General features: G+C 72.4%; 12 protein-coding genes and 1 pseudogene. 6 read left to right on the plus strand and 7 right to left on the minus strand.

Annotated elements, in window-relative coordinates; translation table 11 throughout:
• Nucleotides 1-21 precede the first annotated feature (21 nt).
• Nucleotides 22-1,050, plus strand: a complete 1,029-nt coding sequence (locus OG927_RS11045) for an aspartate-semialdehyde dehydrogenase (RefSeq protein ID WP_124282377.1) — start codon at nucleotides 22-24, stop codon at nucleotides 1,048-1,050.
• 188 nt (nucleotides 1,051-1,238) lie between these two features.
• Here OG927_RS11045 and OG927_RS11050 read toward each other — a convergent pair whose 3' ends face one another.
• Nucleotides 1,239-1,775 carry a DUF1203 domain-containing protein gene (locus OG927_RS11050; RefSeq protein WP_209470529.1) on the minus strand — a complete coding sequence of 179 codons (537 nt, stop codon included), beginning with the start codon at nucleotides 1,773-1,775 and terminating at the stop codon, nucleotides 1,239-1,241.
• A 112-nt stretch (nucleotides 1,776-1,887) separates the two neighbouring features.
• Between OG927_RS11050 and pepN the strand changes: the two genes are divergently transcribed.
• Nucleotides 1,888-4,464, plus strand: coding sequence for an aminopeptidase N (pepN, locus tag OG927_RS11055; protein ID WP_056785654.1), 2,577 nt, complete (start codon nucleotides 1,888-1,890; stop codon nucleotides 4,462-4,464).
• A 120-nt stretch (nucleotides 4,465-4,584) separates the two neighbouring features.
• Here pepN and alc read toward each other — a convergent pair whose 3' ends face one another.
• From alc to OG927_RS11080, 5 genes and pseudogenes are all read right to left on the minus strand, one after another.
• The gene (gene alc / locus OG927_RS11060) at nucleotides 4,585-5,727 is read right to left on the minus strand and encodes an allantoicase (protein WP_330320072.1); all 1,143 of its coding nucleotides are present in this window, start codon (nucleotides 5,725-5,727) and stop codon (nucleotides 4,585-4,587) included.
• 69 nt (nucleotides 5,728-5,796) lie between these two features.
• Entirely contained in the window at nucleotides 5,797-6,705 is a 909-nt protein-coding gene (locus OG927_RS11065; protein WP_330320073.1) for a LysR substrate-binding domain-containing protein, read from the minus strand.
• A gap of 83 nt (nucleotides 6,706-6,788) precedes the next feature.
• Complete coding sequence (locus OG927_RS11070) at nucleotides 6,789-7,016, minus strand: hypothetical protein (protein ID WP_079099521.1); 228 nt, start codon at nucleotides 7,014-7,016, stop codon at nucleotides 6,789-6,791.
• Between the two features lie 26 nt (nucleotides 7,017-7,042).
• Nucleotides 7,043-9,203: pseudogene (malQ, locus tag OG927_RS11075) on the minus strand (4-alpha-glucanotransferase); the annotation flags it as partial.
• On the minus strand, nucleotides 9,204-9,494 hold the full coding sequence (locus tag OG927_RS11080) for a hypothetical protein (protein WP_056785672.1): 291 nt from the start codon (nucleotides 9,492-9,494) through the stop codon (nucleotides 9,204-9,206).
• A gap of 320 nt (nucleotides 9,495-9,814) precedes the next feature.
• Here OG927_RS11080 and OG927_RS11085 point away from each other — a divergent pair, with 320 nt between their 5' ends.
• The gene (locus OG927_RS11085; protein WP_330320075.1) at nucleotides 9,815-12,808 is read left to right on the plus strand and encodes a beta-N-acetylglucosaminidase domain-containing protein; all 2,994 of its coding nucleotides are present in this window, start codon (nucleotides 9,815-9,817) and stop codon (nucleotides 12,806-12,808) included.
• Here the strand turns inward: OG927_RS11085 and OG927_RS11090 are convergent.
• Entirely contained in the window at nucleotides 12,790-13,380 is a 591-nt protein-coding gene (locus OG927_RS11090; RefSeq protein ID WP_056785679.1) for an HNH endonuclease, read from the minus strand. The genes OG927_RS11085 and OG927_RS11090 overlap by 19 nt on opposite strands.
• 317 nt (nucleotides 13,381-13,697) lie before the next feature.
• Here OG927_RS11090 and OG927_RS11095 point away from each other — a divergent pair, with 317 nt between their 5' ends.
• The 3 genes from OG927_RS11095 to OG927_RS11105 all read left to right on the plus strand — a co-directional run bounded on the left by OG927_RS11095 (nucleotide 13,698) and on the right by OG927_RS11105 (nucleotide 17,554).
• The gene (locus tag OG927_RS11095; protein ID WP_056785682.1) at nucleotides 13,698-14,756 is read left to right on the plus strand and encodes a mechanosensitive ion channel family protein; all 1,059 of its coding nucleotides are present in this window, start codon (nucleotides 13,698-13,700) and stop codon (nucleotides 14,754-14,756) included.
• 186 nt (nucleotides 14,757-14,942) lie between these two features.
• On the plus strand, nucleotides 14,943-16,157 hold the full coding sequence (locus OG927_RS11100; protein WP_330320076.1) for an ROK family transcriptional regulator: 1,215 nt from the start codon (nucleotides 14,943-14,945) through the stop codon (nucleotides 16,155-16,157).
• 62 nt (nucleotides 16,158-16,219) lie between these two features.
• Complete coding sequence (locus OG927_RS11105) at nucleotides 16,220-17,554, plus strand: ABC transporter substrate-binding protein (RefSeq protein WP_056785686.1); 1,335 nt, start codon at nucleotides 16,220-16,222, stop codon at nucleotides 17,552-17,554.
• Nucleotide 17,555 lies beyond the last annotated feature (1 nt).

The raw sequence follows: 17,555 nt of genomic DNA on the forward strand, positions 1-17,555 counted from the left end.
CGCATCTGTGAGGGAGTCCCAGTGAAGGTCGGAATCGTCGGCGCCACCGGTCAGGTCGGCACTGTCATGCTCAGGATCCTGGCCGAGCGGAAGTTCCCCGTCGCCGAACTGCGGCTCTTCGCCTCCGCGCGTTCCGCGGGCTCCACCCTCACGTACGAGGGCACGGACATCACCGTGGAGGACGCCTCCGCGGCGGACTACACCGGGCTGGACATCGTGCTGTTCTCCGCCGGCGGCGCGACCTCGAAGGCGCTGGCCGAGAAGGTCGCCGCCCAGGGCGCCGTGGTGATCGACAACTCCTCCGCCTGGCGCAAGGACCCCGAGGTTCCGCTGGTGGTCTCCGAGGTCAACGCGCACGCGATCGCGAACCGCCCCAAGGGCATCATCGCCAACCCGAACTGCACCACGATGGCCGCCATGCCCGTGCTGCGTCCGCTGCACACGGAGGCCGGTCTGGAGGCGCTGACCGTCGCCACGTACCAGGCGGTGTCCGGGTCCGGTGTCGCCGGTGTCGCGGAGCTGCACGGCCAGGTGTCCAAGGTCGTCGCCGACGCGGACAAGCTGACGCACGACGGCGGCGCGGTCGACTTCCCCGAGCCGGGTGTCTACAAGCGTCCGATCGCCTTCAACGTGCTGCCGCTGGCCGGCTCCATCGTCGACGACGGCTCCTTCGAGACGGACGAGGAGCAGAAGCTCCGCAACGAGTCCCGCAAGATCCTGGAGATCCCGGAGCTCAAGGTGTCCGGCACCTGCGTCCGGGTCCCGGTCTTCTCCGGCCACTCCCTGCAGATCAACGCGCGCTTCGCCCGTCCGATCAGCGTCGAGCGCGCCCACGAGCTGCTGAAGGACGCCGCGGGCGTCGAGCTCTCCGAGATCCCGACCCCGCTCCAGGCGGCCGGCCAGGACGCCTCCTACGTGGGCCGGATCCGGGTCGACGAGACCGTCGAGCACGGTCTCGCGCTGTTCGTCTCCAACGACAACCTGCGCAAGGGCGCGGCACTGAACGCGGTGCAGATCGCGGAGCTGGTGGCGGCGGAGCTCAAGGGCTGACGCCCGCCCGCCGGCTTCGTACGAGAGGGGGTGGCCACCGGGTTCCGGTGGCCACCCCCTCTCGCCGTCCACACCCGGGCCGGAGGGCGGGGTGCGGCGCAGCGCCGTATCGGGGTCGGTCGGTCGGTCGATCGATGAAGGCGACATCCTGCCGCGGCAGGCCGGCACCGGTATTCGTGCCACTTGTCCTACCCGGGGCAGGAATCGAGTGGCTGCCCCACGTGCCCCTCCCTCCGTACCTCGAAGTGGAAGCACCCGTACTCCACGGCCCGCACGTGCGCCAGCACCACCTCCGGGTCCGCGAACGCCTCCGCGAAGGCCGCGTCGAAGCCGCTCTCCTCGTCGGCCGGGATCTCCAGCAGCCGGCCTCCGACGATCCTGCCGTCGGCGTCGTAGCGCCGGACCGTGCGCAGGGCGCCCGCCCGGGAGAACGGATAACCGGGCCGGCCCCCCGCCGGTCCCTCGCACTCCTCGGCGTGGATGAACACCGGGCCCTGCTCGTCGTACGCCCCCGGGCGCCCCCAGGTCTCCGCCGCCCAGCGTCGCAGCGGCGCGTAGGAGACCAGGGCGATCCGCTCCCCCGGCTCGGCGCCGCGCAGGCAGCAGCGAAGGGGATCGCCTCCCTCCGCGGCCGCGTGGGGGACGCAGGGGCGCCCGGCGTCGTCGCTCGCGCGGAGCTCTTTCAGGGCATCCGGCCCGATAGGCCGTGCCTCGTAGGTCGTCATGGTCCGAGGGTGGCCCGAAGACCTGCGAAGGCCCGGCGGAAAACGGACATCGCGTTGCCCCGCCCTACGTGGAAGGATGGCCAGAAACACCGCATATCAAGGAGATGACCGCGTGCCTGGCACGAATCTGACCCGCGAAGAGGCACAGGAGCGGGCGCGCCTGCTGACCGTGGACGCGTACGAGATCGATCTCGACCTCTCCGGAGCGCAGGAGGGCGGGACCTACCGGTCCGTCACCACCGTGCGCTTCGACTCCGCCGAGGCGGGTGCGGAGACCTTCATCGATCTCGTCGCCCCGGCGGTGCACGACATCGTGCTGAACGGCAAGGACCTGGACATCGCCGCCGTCTTCCGGGACTCCCGGATCACGCTGCAGCACCTCCGGGCCGGCGCCAACGAGCTCAAGGTCGTCGCCGACTGCTCGTACACGAACACCGGTGAGGGCCTCCACCGCTTCGTCGACCCGGTCGACGAACAGGCTTACCTGTACACCCAGTTCGAGGTGCCGGACGCCCGCCGGGTGTTCGCGAGCTTCGAGCAGCCCGACCTGAAGGCGACCTTCCGCTTCACCGTGAAGGCACCGTCGGGCTGGACCGTGATCTCCAACTCGCCGACGCCGGAGCCGAAGGACGACGTCTGGTCCTTCGAGCCGACGCCGCGCATCTCCACGTACATCACGGCCCTGATCGCGGGCCCGTACCACGCGGTGCACAGCAGCTACGAGAAGGACGGCCAGTCGGTGCCGCTCGGCATCTACTGCCGCCCCTCTCTGGCCGAGCACCTCGACGCGGACGAGATCTTCGCGGTCACGCGGCAGGGCTTCGAGTGGTTCCAGGAGAAGTTCGACTACGCGTACCCGTTCGCCAAGTACGACCAGCTCTTCGTCCCGGAGTTCAACGCGGGCGCGATGGAGAACGCCGGCGCGGTCACCATCCGCGACCAGTACGTGTTCCGCTCCAAGGTGACCGACGCGGCGTACGAGACGCGCGCCGAGACCATCCTCCACGAGCTGGCCCACATGTGGTTCGGCGACCTGGTCACCATGGAGTGGTGGAACGACCTCTGGCTGAACGAGTCCTTCGCCACGTACACCTCGATCGCGTGCCAGGCGTACGCCGAGGGGTCGAAGTGGCCGCACTCCTGGACCACGTTCGCCAACTCCATGAAGACGTGGGCGTACCGCCAGGACCAGCTGCCCTCGACGCACCCGATCATGGCGGACATCCGCGACCTGGACGACGTCCTGGTGAACTTCGACGGCATCACGTACGCCAAGGGCGCCTCGGTCCTGAAGCAGCTCGTGGCGTACGTCGGCCAGGACGCCTTCTTCAAGGGCGTGCAGGCGTACTTCAAGGCGCACGCGTTCGGCAACACGCGCCTCTCGGACCTGCTGGGCGCGCTGGAGGAGACCTCCGGCCGTGACCTGAAGACCTGGTCGAAGGCGTGGCTGGAGACGGCGGGCATCAACATCCTGCGCCCGGAGATCGAGACGGACGGGAACGGCCACGTCACCTCGTTCACCGTGCTCCAGGAGGCTCCGGCACTCCCCGCGGGTGCGAAGGGCGAGCCGACGCTGCGTCCGCACCGGATCGCGATCGGCTGCTACGACCTCGACGCGGCCGGGAAGCTGGTCCGTACGAACCGGATCGAGCTGGACGTGGACGGCGAGCGCACCACCGTGCCGTACCCGGCCGGCACGGCACGCCCGGCCGTCGTCCTGCTCAACGACGACGACCTGTCGTACGCGAAGGTCCGCCTCGACGAGGAGTCGCTGGCCGTCGTCACCGAACACCTGGGCGACTTCACCGAGTCCCTCCCGCGTGCCCTGAGCTGGGCCTCGGCCTGGGACATGACGCGCGACGGCGAACTGGCGGCGCGCGACTACCTGGCGCTGGTCCTCTCGGGGATCGGCAAGGAGTCGGACATCGGTGTCGTCCAGTCGCTGCACCGCCAGGTGAAGCTGGCGGTGGACATGTACGCCGCACCGGAGTGGCGTGAGACCGGCCTGACGCAGTGGACGGACGCTACGCTGGCGCACCTGCGCGCGGCGGCTCCGGGCAGCGACCACCAGCTGGCCTGGGCCCGTGCCTTCGCGGCGACGGCGCGCACGCCGCTCCAGCTGGACCTGCTGCAGTCGCTGCTGGACGGCACCGAGGAGATCGAGGGCCTGGCCGTCGACACGGAGCTGCGCTGGGCGTTCGTGCAGCGGCTGGCCGCGTCCGGCCTGCTGGACGAGGAGGAGATCGCGGCGGAGTACGAGCGCGACAGGACGGCGGCGGGCGAGTGCCACGCGGCGTCCGCGCGTGCGGCGCAGCCCTCCGAGGCGGCGAAGGCCGAGGCGTGGGCCTCGGTCGTCGAGTCCGACAAGCTGCCGAACTCCCTCCAGGAGGCCGTCATCAACGGCTTCGTGGAGTCCGACCAGCGTGAGCTGCTGGCTCCCTACACGGAGAAGTACTTCGCGGCCGTCAAGGACGTGTGGGACTCGCGCAGCCACGAGATGGCCCAGCAGATCGCGGTCGGCCTGTACCCGGCCTTCCAGGTCTCGCAGGCCACGCTGGACGCGACGGACGCCTGGCTGGCCTCGGCGGAGCCGAGTGCGGCGCTGCGGCGGCTGGTGTCGGAGTCCCGGGCGGGCGTGGAGCGTGCGCTGAAGGCGCAGGCGGCCGACGCCGCGGCGGCTTCCGCGTAGCGGCCTCCCGTACGTGGACGAGGGGGCGCCTCCGGCGAGGGAGCGCCCCCTTCGTCGTGCGGGGCGTGGAAACCGCCCGGCGGGCGGGCACTGACGCGCGGCCGTCCGCCGGGCGGGGCGTCAGGCGCCGGACTCCTGGTAGCGGCGGGCCAGTTCGGCCGCGCCCTTCTCCGTCAGGGAGCCGTGCAGGCGCATGCGGGCCACGCCGCCGTCCGGGAAGGTGTCGAGGCGCACGTGGGTGACCACGGCCTCGGTGTCCAGGACGAAGCGGTGCGGGGTGTCGGGCTGGAGCCTGGTGCGGGGGATGATCTCGGACCACTCGCCGGTGTCGCCGTCACGGCCGTGGAGGCCGATCCAGCCGGCCGCGTTGCCCTTGAGACAGGCCGTGTCGATCTCCACGGCGCGCACCGCGCCCTGCGCGGGGAGGCGGAAGCGGACCCAGTCGTTCGTGTCACGGACCCGGCGGCGGCGGTTCTCCCAGCCGTCGTCCATCCTGCGGGAGGTGCCGGGCAGGATGATCTGGGCGGGCGAGGAGTAGAAGCAGTCGGACGCGTCCTCGTAGATACCGCCGTTGAGGATCGAGATGAGGTCGACGGTGCCCAGCGCGGCGAGCCAGGCCGGGTCGGGGACGACTTCGCCGTGGACGCGGAGGCGGGCGATGCCGCCGTCGGGGTGCTGGCGGAGGCGGACGTGGGTGTGGCGGCGGTCGCCGTCGGTCTCGAAGGCGTTGGCCGCGTGGCCGCGTACGGGGGACGGCGGGACGAGCTCCTCCCACTCCACGTCGTCGGCGAGGAGCCGCTCGGGGCTCGGGGCGCCCTCGAAGGCCGTTGCCTGGAGGGATACGCGCTGCGGGTAGTTGCCGCGGAAGTGCGCGGTGTCCACGACGACGCCGCGGATGATCCCGGGGGCGCCGAGGCGCACGATCGCCCAGTCGTGGTCCTCGGCGGCCGGGAAGGTGTGGTCCGCGTCCGCGCCGCGACGGCGGCGGGTCTCCCAGCCGTCCATGATCTTGCCCTTGTGGCCGAAGCGCTCGGGGTCGAAGACGGCGGGTTCCCGGATCAGCAGGTTCTCGCGCTCGGCGAAGAACTCGTCGTTCGCCGCGATGACGCCCGCGCCTAGGCGGCGGTCCGCGAGGTCGACGAGGTCGGTGAAGGGGAGGGCGGTGGCGGTGCGGTAGTCGGCGTACGGGTCGCCCCCGCCGTAGGGCGCCGCGTCATTGGCGTGGGGGTCCTGGCATGTGGTCTCGTGCGCGTCGGTGGTCACGGACCGACTGTCGCCCCCACGAACCCATCAGGTCCATCGAATCTTTTCGCACTGTTTATTCAGCTCTACTTAACGAAGGTCGGCCACCCGCTGCAGCGCCTCCAGCACCCTCGCGACCGCCGGGCGCTGCTCCGCCCCCTGCCGCACCGCTGCCACGACGTGCCGGTGCGGCCGGTCCGCGGCCAGGACCCGCATGGCCACCCCGCCGGGCCGGTCGGGGGCGGACGCCATCCGGGGCACGAGCGCGATCCCCATCCCCGCTTCCACCAGGGCGAGGATCGCGGTCCAGCCGGAGGCGCTGTGGGCCTGTTCGGGCACGAAGCCCGCCGCCTGGCAGGCGGCTCTCGTGATCTCCGACCAGGGGTCCGAGCCGCCGAAGATCCATGGTTCGCGGGCGAGATCGGCCAGCCGCAGGCCCGGTGCCCGGGCGAGGCGGTGGTCCGCGGGCAGCGCCACGTCCAGGGGGTCGGCCAGGAGCGGCAGCAGGGTGAAGCGGGGGTCCCGGGCCGTCGGGGCGTGCGCCGCCAGGGAGAGCGCGAGGTCCACGTCACCGGCCGCGAGCAGCTCGTACGCCCGGCCCGCCTCGGCCTCCCGTACCCGCACCCGGGGCCCCGGCCGGTCCTCGGCCCCCAGGAGCCGCACGGCGGGCACGACGAGCGCCGGGACGGCCGTCGAGAAGGCGCCGACCCGCACGTGGCCCGCCTCGCCGCGCAGATAGCCGGTGAGCTCCGCGTCCGCCCGTTCCAGCTGGGCGAAGACCTCTTCGGCGTGGCGCAGCACGAGATGCGCGGCATCGGTGAGCCGGACGCGGCGGCCCTGCGCCTCCAGGAGGGGTACGCCGAGCTGCCTGGTCAGGTTCGAGAGCTGCTGCGAGACGGCCGACGGGGTCATCAGGAGCGCCTCGGCGGCGGCGGTCACGGTGCCCCGGTCGCGCAGCGTGCGCAGGATGCGGAGCTTCTTGAGGTCCCACTCGGTCATGGCCGCAACCTACCGGTGTCCGGACATGCGGATGCGCCGCATGGTACGGGGTACCGTGCGGCGCATCCGTGAAGAGCGGGCCCCTAGACCTTCTTGGACTTGTCGAGGACCATGACCAGTCCGACGATCACCAGGAAGAGGAAGATCGGCAGCGCGACGAAGACCCCGAGGGTCTCGCCCAGCCCGATCCCCTGACCCGGGTCGTCACCGTCGTCGCGGGTGAGAGCGAGCGCGGGGGACGACATGAGCAGCATCATCAGCGTCGTACCGGCCGCGACGGCGCCGGCGCGCATAGCGTTCTTCTTGTCCACGGTGCAAACGTAGCGAACGCCCGTGAGCGGCGCGCGTCCGGGGGTGCCGTACGTGCCCTACGGCCGGCCCGCACCGGGTCTCAGCACCTCCATCAGCCGGTGCAGCCGGGGTGAGGCCGCGATCTCCTCCAGCGTGACGGGGTGCCCCTCGGCATCGGCGATGGGCAGGCGCCAGTTGGGGTACTGGTCCCAGGTGCCCGGAAGGTTCTGCGGGCGGCGGTCGCCCACGGTGTCCGGGAGCCAGACTCCGGTCATCCGGGCCGGGGTGCGCAGCAGGAAGCGGTGGACGGCGCGGACGGCGGCCTCCTCGTCGCCCTCGCCCTCGGGCAGCAGCCGGAGCCGGGCCAGGAAGGACAGCCACTCGGCGGTGTCGGCGGCGTCCTCGGCCAGTTCCCGCTCCAGGGTCCGGGTGAGCAGGCCCAGGCGGTGGCGGAGCGTCACGTGGTCGCCCGTCAGCCGGGCGGCGGTGGACGGCAGGTCGTGGGTGGTCGCCGTGGCCACACAGCCGCTGCGCCACTTCTCCGGAGCGAGCGGGCGTCCGGTGCCGTCCCAGTCGCGCTCGAACCAGAGGACGGAGGTGCCGAGCACCCCGCGCCGGGCGAGCGCCTCGCGTACGCCGGACTCGACGGTGCCGAGGTCCTCCCCTATGACGACGGCACCGGCACGGTGCGCCTCCAGGACGAGGACGGCGAGCATCGCCTCGCCGTCCTGGCTGACGTAGGTGCCCTCGGTGGGCGGCCTGCCCTCGGGCACCCACCAGAGCCGGAAGAGGCCCATGACGTGGTCGATGCGCAGGGCGCCCGCGTGGGAGAGGAGGCCGCGCAGGAGGTCTCGGTACGGGGCGTAGTCGGACGCGGCGAGCGCGTCGGGGCGCCACGGGGGGAGCCCCCAGTCCTGGCCGTGGGCGTTGAAGGCGTCCGGGGGCGCGCCGACGGACATGCCGTGCGCGAAGGCGTCCTGCTGGGCCCAGGTGTCGGCCCCTTCGGGGTGGACGCCGACGGCGAGGTCGTGGACGATCCCGACGGCCATCCCGGCGTCGCGCGCCGCGGTCTGGGCGGCGGCGAGCTGATCGTCCGTCAGCCAGGCGAGCCGGCAGTGGAAGTCGACCCGTTCGAGGAGGTCGGTGCGGGCGCGGGCGCTCTGCGGGGAGCGCGGGTCGCGCAGTCCGGCGGGCCAGCCGCGCCAGTCGGAGCCGTGCACCTCGGCCAGGGCGCACCACAGCGCGTGGTCCTCGAGGGCCTGTCCCTGCTCGGCCAGGAAGTCGCAGTAGGCGGCCCTGCGCCCGGGGGTGAGCGGCACCTGGGCGATGAGTTCCAGGGCCTGCTTCTTGAGCTCCCAGACGGCGTCCCGGTCGATCAGCGCGCCCTTGTTCAGCACGGCTTCGCCGAGTGCGGCGGCGTCCTGGCGCAGGTCGTCCAGGGCGGCCCGGCCGGGCTCGGTCACGTGTCCGTACTCCGGGACCGACTCGATGCGCAGGTGCACGGGGTCGGGGAAGCGCCGCGAGGAGGGGCGGTACGGGGAGGGGTCGGTGGGCCTGCCGGGAACGGCCGCGTGCAGCGGGTTGACCTGGACGAAGCCGTTCCGCAGGGTCCGGCCCGACCAGGCGGCGAGGTCGGCCAGGTCACCGAGGTCGCCCATGCCCCAGGAGCGGGCGGAGAGCAGCGAGTAGAGCTGGACGAGGAAGCCGTGCGTACGTTCGGGGGGCTGGGGTACGCGGTCGGGTGCGACGACGAGCGTGGCGGTGGCGTAGCGGTGGTCCGGTGCGCGGGCGGTCAGCCGGTGGACTCCCGGGGGCGGGGCGGTCCACCAGTGCGGCGTGAGCGGCGGACTCTCGCCGGGGGGCGTCGCGCGCGCCGGCGTGACGCGCATCCGCAGTTGCGGGGCGTCGGCGCACCCCGGCGCGTGCTCGGGATCGACCGTCAGGGTGGCACCGGGCGGAAGCCCGGCCAGGGCCTCCGGCAGCGGCTCCCCCGACCAGGTCACCACCGTCGCGGGGAGCAGTCGGGAGGCCGCCGCCGATTCGGCCGCGGCGAGTGATCTCCGTACGTCCGCGGGGGTGCTCGCGGCGACGCCCAGCGCGGCGAGCACGGCCGTGACCGTGTCGTCGGGGACGGACACCGTGACGTCCGCGGACGGGGAGAAGGAGGTGGCGACGCCGTGCAGTGCGGCGAGCCGGGACAAGCCCATTCAGACTCCTGGGGACTCCATGCCCCCTGCGGTGCCGGGTGCTGTCGGCTCGCTGGTCAGAGGGGCGACGGCGGCGAGCGGAGGCTCGCTCGTGAGAGGTGTGGCGTCGGCGAGCGGAGGCTCGCTGGTCAACGGAGCGGCATCGGCGAACACGGGTTCACCGCTGAGGTGGCGCACCTGGACGAGCGGCAGCTCGCTGATCATCGGGGGTGCGTCGGTCGGGGCAGGAGCCGCCGGGCTCGGTACCTGTTTGGAGAGGGCGGAGAGCAGAAGCTGCGCGGATGCGGGCACGGTGGCCTCCTGGCCGTGGACAACAGGACACAGCAGGCCTACCCAGTGGGTGCGGAAGCAGGCACAGGCGTGACACAGGCGTTATGACAACGAGCCCGACGTGCTGTGGGTCACACTACGTTCTGCGGTACGCCAGGTATGGGCTGTTTTCGGTCACTCGGCGGGTCACCAGGTGGCACCAGCGTGCCGCACCGTGTGACACATCAGGCATATGCGCCACAACGGCCACGCACATTGACACCCTCCCGCCCGGGTGGTGGGCTCGGGGCCCACGGGGGATCAAGGGCATCGGGGCAGGTACCGGAACAAGGGAGAGCGGCGTGCAGCTCGGGCGCAGGAGACATGCGACGGCCATGGCCGTCGCCGTGATCGGCGGACTGCTCGGACCCTTCGCACCGGCCGCGGTCGCGGCCCCCGTCGTCCCCGGCACACCCGCCGCGGCAACGCCCGACCGCACCGACGGCACCCCCCTGCCCGCCGTCTGGCCGCGGCCGCAGACGATCAAGGCCTCCGGTCAGTCCGTGCAGCTCGGCACCGAGGTCACCGTCCTCGCCGGCGCGGACGCGGATCCGTACGCCGTGGACGCCCTCGGCACACTCCTGCGGGACGCGGGGGTGCGGACCGTGCACGACGCCCTGCCCGGCCGGGGCCCGGTGATCCGGATGGGCGGTACGGGTGCCGGCCAGGCCCTGCGGGCGCTACGCGCACCCGAGCGCGCCGACCTGCCGTCCGGGGGCTACCGCATCGCCGTCGGCAGGGTCGCCGACCGGCCCACCGTCGCCCTGGACGGCATCGGGGAGGACGGCCTGTTCCACGGCGTCCAGACGCTGCGCCAGCTGGTCACGGACGGCACGGTCGCCGGTGCCGTGGTCCGTGACTGGCCGGGAACCACCGTGCGCGGCATGGCCGAGGGCTTCTACGGGCAGCCGTGGACCAGTGAGGAGCGGCTGGCCCAGATCGGTTTCATGGGGCGTACCAAGCAGAACCGCTACCTGTACGCGGCCGGCGACGACCCCTACCGGCAGGCCCGCTGGCGTGAGCCGTACCCCGCCGGCATGCGCGCCGACTTCCGTGAGCTGGCGGCGAAGGCGCGGGCCGAGCATGTGACGCTCGGCTGGGCCGTCTCCCCCGGTCAGGCCATGTGCATGGCCTCGGACGCGGACGTGAGGGCGCTGACGCGCAAGGTCGACGCGATGTGGGCGCTGGGCGTGAGGGCGTACCAGCTGCAGTTCCAGGACGTCAGCTACAGCGAATGGCACTGCGACCTGGACGCGGAGACGTTCGGCAGCGGTCCCGAGGCCGCTGCCAGGGCCCAGGCCCGGGTCGCGAGCGCGGTCGCCCGCCACCTGGCCGACCGCCACCCGGACGCGGAGCCGTTGTCGGTGATGCCGACGGAGTACTACCAGGACGGTGCCACCGACTACCGCACGGCGCTGGCCGCCGCGCTGGACGACCGGGTGCAGGTCGCCTGGACCGGTGTCGGGGTCGTGCCGAAGACCATCACCGGGAAGGAGCTGGCCGGTGCGCGGGCCGCGTTCCGCCGCCCGCTGGTCACCATGGACAACTACCCGGTCAACGACTACGCCCAGGACCGCATCTTCCTCGGCCCGTACACCGGCCGGGACCCGGCGGTGGCCATCGGTTCGGCGGCGCTGCTGGCCAACGCCATGGAACAGTCCTCGGCGTCCCGCATCCCCCTGTTCACGGCAGCGGACTTCGCCTGGAACCCGAAGGGGTACCGGTCGCAGGAGTCCTGGCGGGCGGCGATAGACGATCTGGCGGGTGGCGACGCCGACACCCGGGCCGCGCTGCACGCCCTCGCGGGCAACAGCGCCACCTCGGTGCTCGGGGGCGTCGAGTCGGCCTATCTGCAGCCGCTGTTCGCCGGGTTCTGGGCGTCGCGCACGACGGGGAACACGGCCGGCCGCGACAACGCGGCCGCCAGGCTGCGTGCGGCGTTCACGGTGATGCGGCAGGCCCCGGAGCGGCTGAGCACTCCGGCGGACGGGCGGCTCGAGGACGAGGTGCGGCCGTGGTCCGAGCAGCTGGCCCGGTACGGACGGGCGGGCGAACTGGCCGTCGACCTCCTGCAGGCGCAGGCACGCGGCGACGGGGCGGCCGCCTGGCAGGCCCAGCTGGCCCTGGAACCGCTCCGCAAGAAGATCGAGGCGAGCGGGGCGACGGTCGGCAAGGGCGTGCTCGACCCGTTCCTGGACCGGGTGCGCGAGGAGGCCGACAGCTGGAACGGCACCGACCGCGACACCGGCACGGTGCACCGGGACACGAGCAGCTACACGATCCGCCTCGACCGGGCCCGCCCCGTCGAGGCCGTCACCACCATCACGCGGCCCGCCGAGGCCCCGGGTGCGGTCCTGGAGGCCCATGTGCCGGGCGAGGGCTGGCGCGGCCTAGGCCCCCTGTCCGCGGCGGGCTGGACCCAGACACCGACGAAGGGCCTTCGCGCGGACGCGCTCCGGGTCACGGTCCCGTCCGCCCGCCCGGTCCTCGTGGGCCCGTCGGCCCCCGGTGTCATGGGTGAGCCCCCGCTCGCCACGGGACCGGCCGCGGCCTCCACCGCGGTGCACGGGCTGGTCCCCTGGTTCGGTGACGAACCCGCGGCCCGGCTCGACCTCGTACGCGGCGAGACGGACGCCGTGATCGGCGGGGGTACGCAGCGGGTCGAGGCACGGCTGGCGGGCGGCCGCCCCTCCGAGGTGAAGGGCGCCCTCACCGCGAAGGCTCCGAAGGGCATCGAGGTGACGGTGCCGAAGCAGACGACGGTGCCGCGGGGCGCCCGTACCGGCGTCCCCGTGGACATCACCGTGCCCGCCGACACCCCGGCCGGGGAGTACGAGGTACCGCTGAGCTTCGGCGGCGAGGAGAGCACGCTGACCGTACGGGCCTTCCCGCGCACCGCGGGCGCCGACCTGGTGCGTACGGCCACGGCGTCCTCGTCCGGCGACGAGACCCCGGACTTCCCGGCCTCCGCCGCCTCGGACGGCGATCCGGCGACCCGCTGGTCCTCGCCCGTCGAGGACAGTGCCTGGTGGCAGGCCGAGCTGCCCGGGCCCGTCCGGCTGGGCCAGGTCGTGCTGCAGTGGCAGGACGCCCACGCCTCCCGCTACCGCGTCCAGGTCTCCGCGGACGGCCGTACCTGGCGGACGGCGGCGACCGTGCGGGAGGGCGGCGGCGGGCGCGAATCGGTCCGCATGGACGCGAAGGACACCCGCTTCATCAGGATCCAGGCCGACAGCCGGGCCACGCAGTACGGGTACTCGCTGTGGTCGGTGGAGGCCTACGCCGTCGCCGAGTAGTGCCGCGGCCCCCCGGACGACGGAGGCCCGGGCTCTCCGGCGGAAACGCCGTCGATCCGGGCCATCACGTCGTCCGCGCCGAACGGCTGCAAGTAGGGCAGCCAGCGCGGGTCGCGATGTCCGGTCCCGATGATCCGCCAGGCGAGACCGCTGGGCGGGGCGGGCTGGTGGCGCAGCCGCCAGCCGAGCTCGGGCAGGTGCCGGTCGGCCTTGACGTGGTTGCAGCGGCGGCAGGCCGCCACCACGTTGTCCCAGGCGTGCTGCCCGCCGCGGCTGCGCGGGACGACGTGGTCGACGCTGGTCGCCGCCGCACCGCAGTACACACAGCGGCCGCCGTCCCTCGCGAAGAGCGCCCGGCGGGTCAGCGGAACGGGCCCCCGGTAGGGGACCCGTACGAACCGCTTGAGCCGGACGACGCTGGGCGCGGGCAGGGCACGGGTGGCACTGTGCATGAAGGCGCCGGACTCCTCGAGGCAGATGGCCTTGTTCTCGAGGACGAGGACGAGCGCGCGGCGGAGCGGTACGACGCCGAGCGGCTCGTACGACGCGTTGAGAACCAGGACGTGCGGCACGTGGATGCCTCCTTGTACGCCGGCGGCGCGTGGCTCGCGCCGGGACGATCCGCTCTCAGTCTCTCCTCATGCCTGGTCGTGGCGCCACCACGTGCGGGTAACGGGCCGGAGGGATTTTTCTCACCACCCGGCCGGGCGCACCCCGCGGGCACACCGGTGCGGGTGCCTCACCACGGCGGCCGGACACGGTGTGTCACGGGTCGTACCACGTGGCCCCGTGGGTGAGACGTGTCTCTCCTCCCTCCACGGCAACGAACCACCCGCTCCGCTTCGTTACTGTGGTTGATCTGCCGTCACCCCCTCTGGAGGTCCCCGTCGTGTCCCTGTCCGCCCTCCTGGCCGCAGCACCGTCACCCGAGCCGGCAGGCTCGCTGGACGAAGCCGCCGAGCGGGCCGGCAACGCCGCGGGCTGGGTGCAGGACAACTGGTCCACCTGGCTGAACACCGGTCTGCGCATCCTGTTGATCCTCACGATCGCGCTCGTGCTGCGCTACGTGATCCGGCGGGCGCTGACCAATCTCATCGACCGGATGAACCGCAGCGCGCAGGCCGTGGAGGGCACCGCGCTCGGCGGGCTGCTGGTCAACGCGGAACGCCGCCGCCAGCGCTCGGAGGCCATCGGTTCCGTACTCCGCTCGGTCACGTCGTTCATGATCCTGGGCACGGCCGCGCTGATGATCCTGGGGGCGTTCCAGATCAACCTGGCGCCCCTGCTGGCCTCCGCGGGGGTCGCCGGGGTGGCCCTGGGCTTCGGTGCCCGCAACCTCGTCACCGACTTCCTCTCCGGGGTCTTCATGATCCTCGAGGACCAGTACGGCGTGGGCGACCAGATCGACGCGGGCGTCGCCTCCGGCGAGGTCATCGAGGTCGGTCTGCGGGTGACCAAGCTGCGCGGCGACAACGGCGAGATCTGGTACGTCCGCAACGGCGAGGTGAAGCGGATCGGCAACCTCAGCCAGGGCTGGTCCACGGCCGGTGTCGACGTCACCGTCCGCCCGACCGAGGACCTGGAGCAGGTCCGCAAGGCGATCACCGAGGCCTCGGAGACCATGGCCAAGGAAGAGCCCTGGTCGGAGCGTCTGTGGGGCCCGGTGGAGGTCCTCGGCCTGGACGCGGTCCTGCTCGACTCGATGACCGTCCGCGTCACGGCGAAGACGATGCCGGGCAAGTCGCTGGGCGTCGAACGCGAGCTGCGCTGGCGGATCAAACAGGCCCTCGACTCGGCCGGCATCAGGATGATCGGTGCCGCGCCCCTCCAGGCGGAGGCTGCCGCCGACCCGACGGCGGGCATGGCCGCCCCCTCGGCCTACGCGTCGGCCACGTCGCCGCAGTCGCTGGCGACCACTCCGATACCGCCGCCGACCATGACGAAGTAGCACCCGCCCGGTCACCGGCGAAGGGGCGCCCCGCGGATCCGCGGGGCGCCCCTTCGACATCCCGGCCCGCCCCGGATAACGCTTTGGCAGCCACAGGGGTGGAGACCATTGACGTTCCGATGATGTGCGCCATACGTTCCTCCCACCGAACAGGAAACTTTCCTAACAGAGGGCAGGTCATCCGTCATGGCGGCAACCACTCCGGGCACGCCGGGCACACCGCGCGTCCTGCGCGCCATGAACGACCGGGCCGCGCTGGACCTCCTTCTGGAGCACGGCCCCCTGTCCCGTACACGGATCGGGAAGCTGACGGGTCTGTCCAAGCCCACCGCCTCACAGCTCCTCGCCCGGCTGGAAGCCGCCGGGCTGGTCGTCGCCACCGGCACCAGCGAGGGGCGGCCGGGGCCCAACGCCCAGCTCTACACGGTCAACGCCGGGGCCGCCCACGTGGCGGGGCTCGATGTGACCGCCCGGCGGATCGTCGCCGCCGTCGCCGACGTGACGGGTGAGACCGTCGGCGAGTTCGAACTGCCCACCCCCGGGCGGCGGGCCGAGAGCGTGGCCCGGCAGGTGGCGGGCGCCCTGGACGGTGCGGTCAAGGAGGCCGGGCTCGCCCGCTCGGACGTGCACCGGGTCGTCATCGGCACCCCCGGCGCCTTCGACCCCGGCACGGGACGCCTGCGCTACGCCTCGCACCTGCCCGGCTGGCACTCCCCCACCCTGCTGGACGAGCTGGCCGCGTCCCTGCCGATGCCGGTGGAGTACGAGAACGACGTGAACCTGGTCGCGGTGGCCGAACAGCGCCTCGGCGCGGCCCGGGAGCACGAGGACTTCGTCCTCCTGTGGAACGAGGAGGGCCTCGGCGCCGCCCTCGTCATCAACGGCCGGCTGCACCGCGGTTTCACCGGCGGTGCGGGCGAGGTCGGTTTCCTGCCGGTGCCGGGCACACCCCTCGTACGCCAGGTGGTCAAGGCGAACAGCGGCGGCTTCCAGGAGCTTGCGGGCGCCCAGGCGCTGCCCCGGCTCGCCACCTCGCTCGGCATCGGGACCCCGCACCAGCCGTACGCCGAGGTCGCGGCCGGGCTGCTGGCCCGTGCGGTCGAGGGCTACGAGCGGGACCCCGCGCTCACCGAGCTGCTGCGGCAGTACGCCCAGCGGCTCGCCACCGGTCTCGCCTCCGTCACCGCCGTGCTCGACCCCGGCCTGATCGTGCTCTCCGGCGCGCTGACGGCCGCGGGCGGCGAGCTGCTGCGGTCCCTGATCCAGTCCGAACTCGCCGAGCTCGCCGCGTCCCGGCCCCGTCTCGTACTCGGCCTGATCGACCGGCACCCGGTCCTGCGGGGGGCCCTGGAGCGGGCCCTCGCGGACACCCGCGACGAGGTGTTCGACACCTCCCGCTGACCGCCCCACCCCACTTCTTCCTCCCACTCCTTCTTCTTCCACCTGTCCCTGGGAGCTTTGCCATGCGCAGAAGCCGACTGACCACCACCGCCGCGGTCGCCGTAGCCGCGATCTCGGTCCTCGCCACCGCCTGTACGGGCCAGGCCGAGTCCGGCGCGAACGACGACCCGGACGCGCGGACCACCATCAACTTCTGGCACGGCTGGAGCGCGCCCTCCGAGGTCAAGGCCGTCCAGGACAACGTCGACCGGTTCGAGAGGACCCACCCGAACATCACGGTGAAGGTCGTCGGCAACATCAACGACGACAAGCTCAACCAGGCCCTGCGCGCCGGGGGTTCGAACGGTCCGGACGTGGTGTCGTCCTTCACCACCTCCAACGTGGGCAAGTTCTGCTCGTCCGGAGCCTTCGCCGATCTCGGGCCGTTCATCGAGAAGTCGAAGCTGGACCTGGAGAAGACCTTCCCGAAGGTGCTGCTCGACTACACGCAGTTCGAGGGCAAGCGCTGCGCACTGCCGCTGCTCGCCGACGCGTACGGGCTCTACTACAACAAGGACGCCTTCGAGAAGGCCGGCGTCACCGCTCCGCCGAAGACGATGTCCGAGCTGGCCTCGGTCGCGAAGAAGCTGACGGTGAGCAAGGGCGACAGCTACCGGCAGCTCGGTTTCATGCCGACCTTCCACGGCTACGAGACGGTCGCCGACCACTACCTGTCCTCGTGGGACCACACGTACTTCGACGCGGACGGCAAGTCGAACATCGCCAAGGACCCGGCCTTCGCCGAGATGTTCACGTACCAGAAGAAGCTGGTCGAGGACCTCGGCGGTTACGAGAAGCTGGAGAGGTACCGCGGCACGTTCGGTGACGAGTGGGGCGGCAAGCACCCGTTCCACACCGGCCAGGTCGCGATGCAGCTGGACGGCGAGTGGCGGCTGGGCATGGCCACCGACGCCGACGTGCCGTTCGAGATCGGTGTGGCGCCGATGCCGGTGGCCGACGACGAGGCCGACAGCTACGGCAAGGGCTTCCTGTCCGGCACCATCATGGGGATCGCCCCGGCCAGCAGGAAGCAGAACGCCGCGTGGGAGCTCGTGCGGTTCATGACGAGCGACACACAGGCCGTGGTCGACTTCGCGAACGGCATCCGCAACGTGCCCTCCACCTTCGCCGCGCTGAAGTCGCCGGAGCTGAAGCTCGACCCGCGCTTCAAGACCTTCCTGGACATCGCCCAGCACCCGCGGTCCAGCACCCCCGACGGCGCGGTCAACGGGTCGGCGTACCAGCAGACCATCCAGGACTTCGGCTTCCAGTACGAGAAGGGCGCCGTCAAGGACCTGAAGGCCGGCCTGGAGAAGACCGCGGCGCAGATCGACACCGACATCGCCAAGGCGAAGTAGA

It is taken from the genome of Streptomyces clavifer, from assembly GCF_036345975.1.
GTDB lineage: Bacteria > Actinomycetota > Actinomycetes > Streptomycetales > Streptomycetaceae > Streptomyces > Streptomyces clavifer.

Excerpts from the sequence above, each read along its gene's own strand:
- OG927_RS11065 (WP_330320073.1), bottom strand. The coding sequence starts at position 6,705 with ATGACCGAGTGGGACCTCAAGAAGCTCCGCATCCTGCGCACGCTGCGC.
- OG927_RS11100 (WP_330320076.1), top strand. The coding sequence starts at position 14,943 with ATGGCGGCAACCACTCCGGGCACGCCGGGCACACCGCGCGTCCTGCGC.
- OG927_RS11050 (WP_209470529.1), bottom strand. The coding sequence starts at position 1,775 with ATGACGACCTACGAGGCACGGCCTATCGGGCCGGATGCCCTGAAAGAG.
- OG927_RS11105 (WP_056785686.1), top strand. The coding sequence starts at position 16,220 with ATGCGCAGAAGCCGACTGACCACCACCGCCGCGGTCGCCGTAGCCGCG.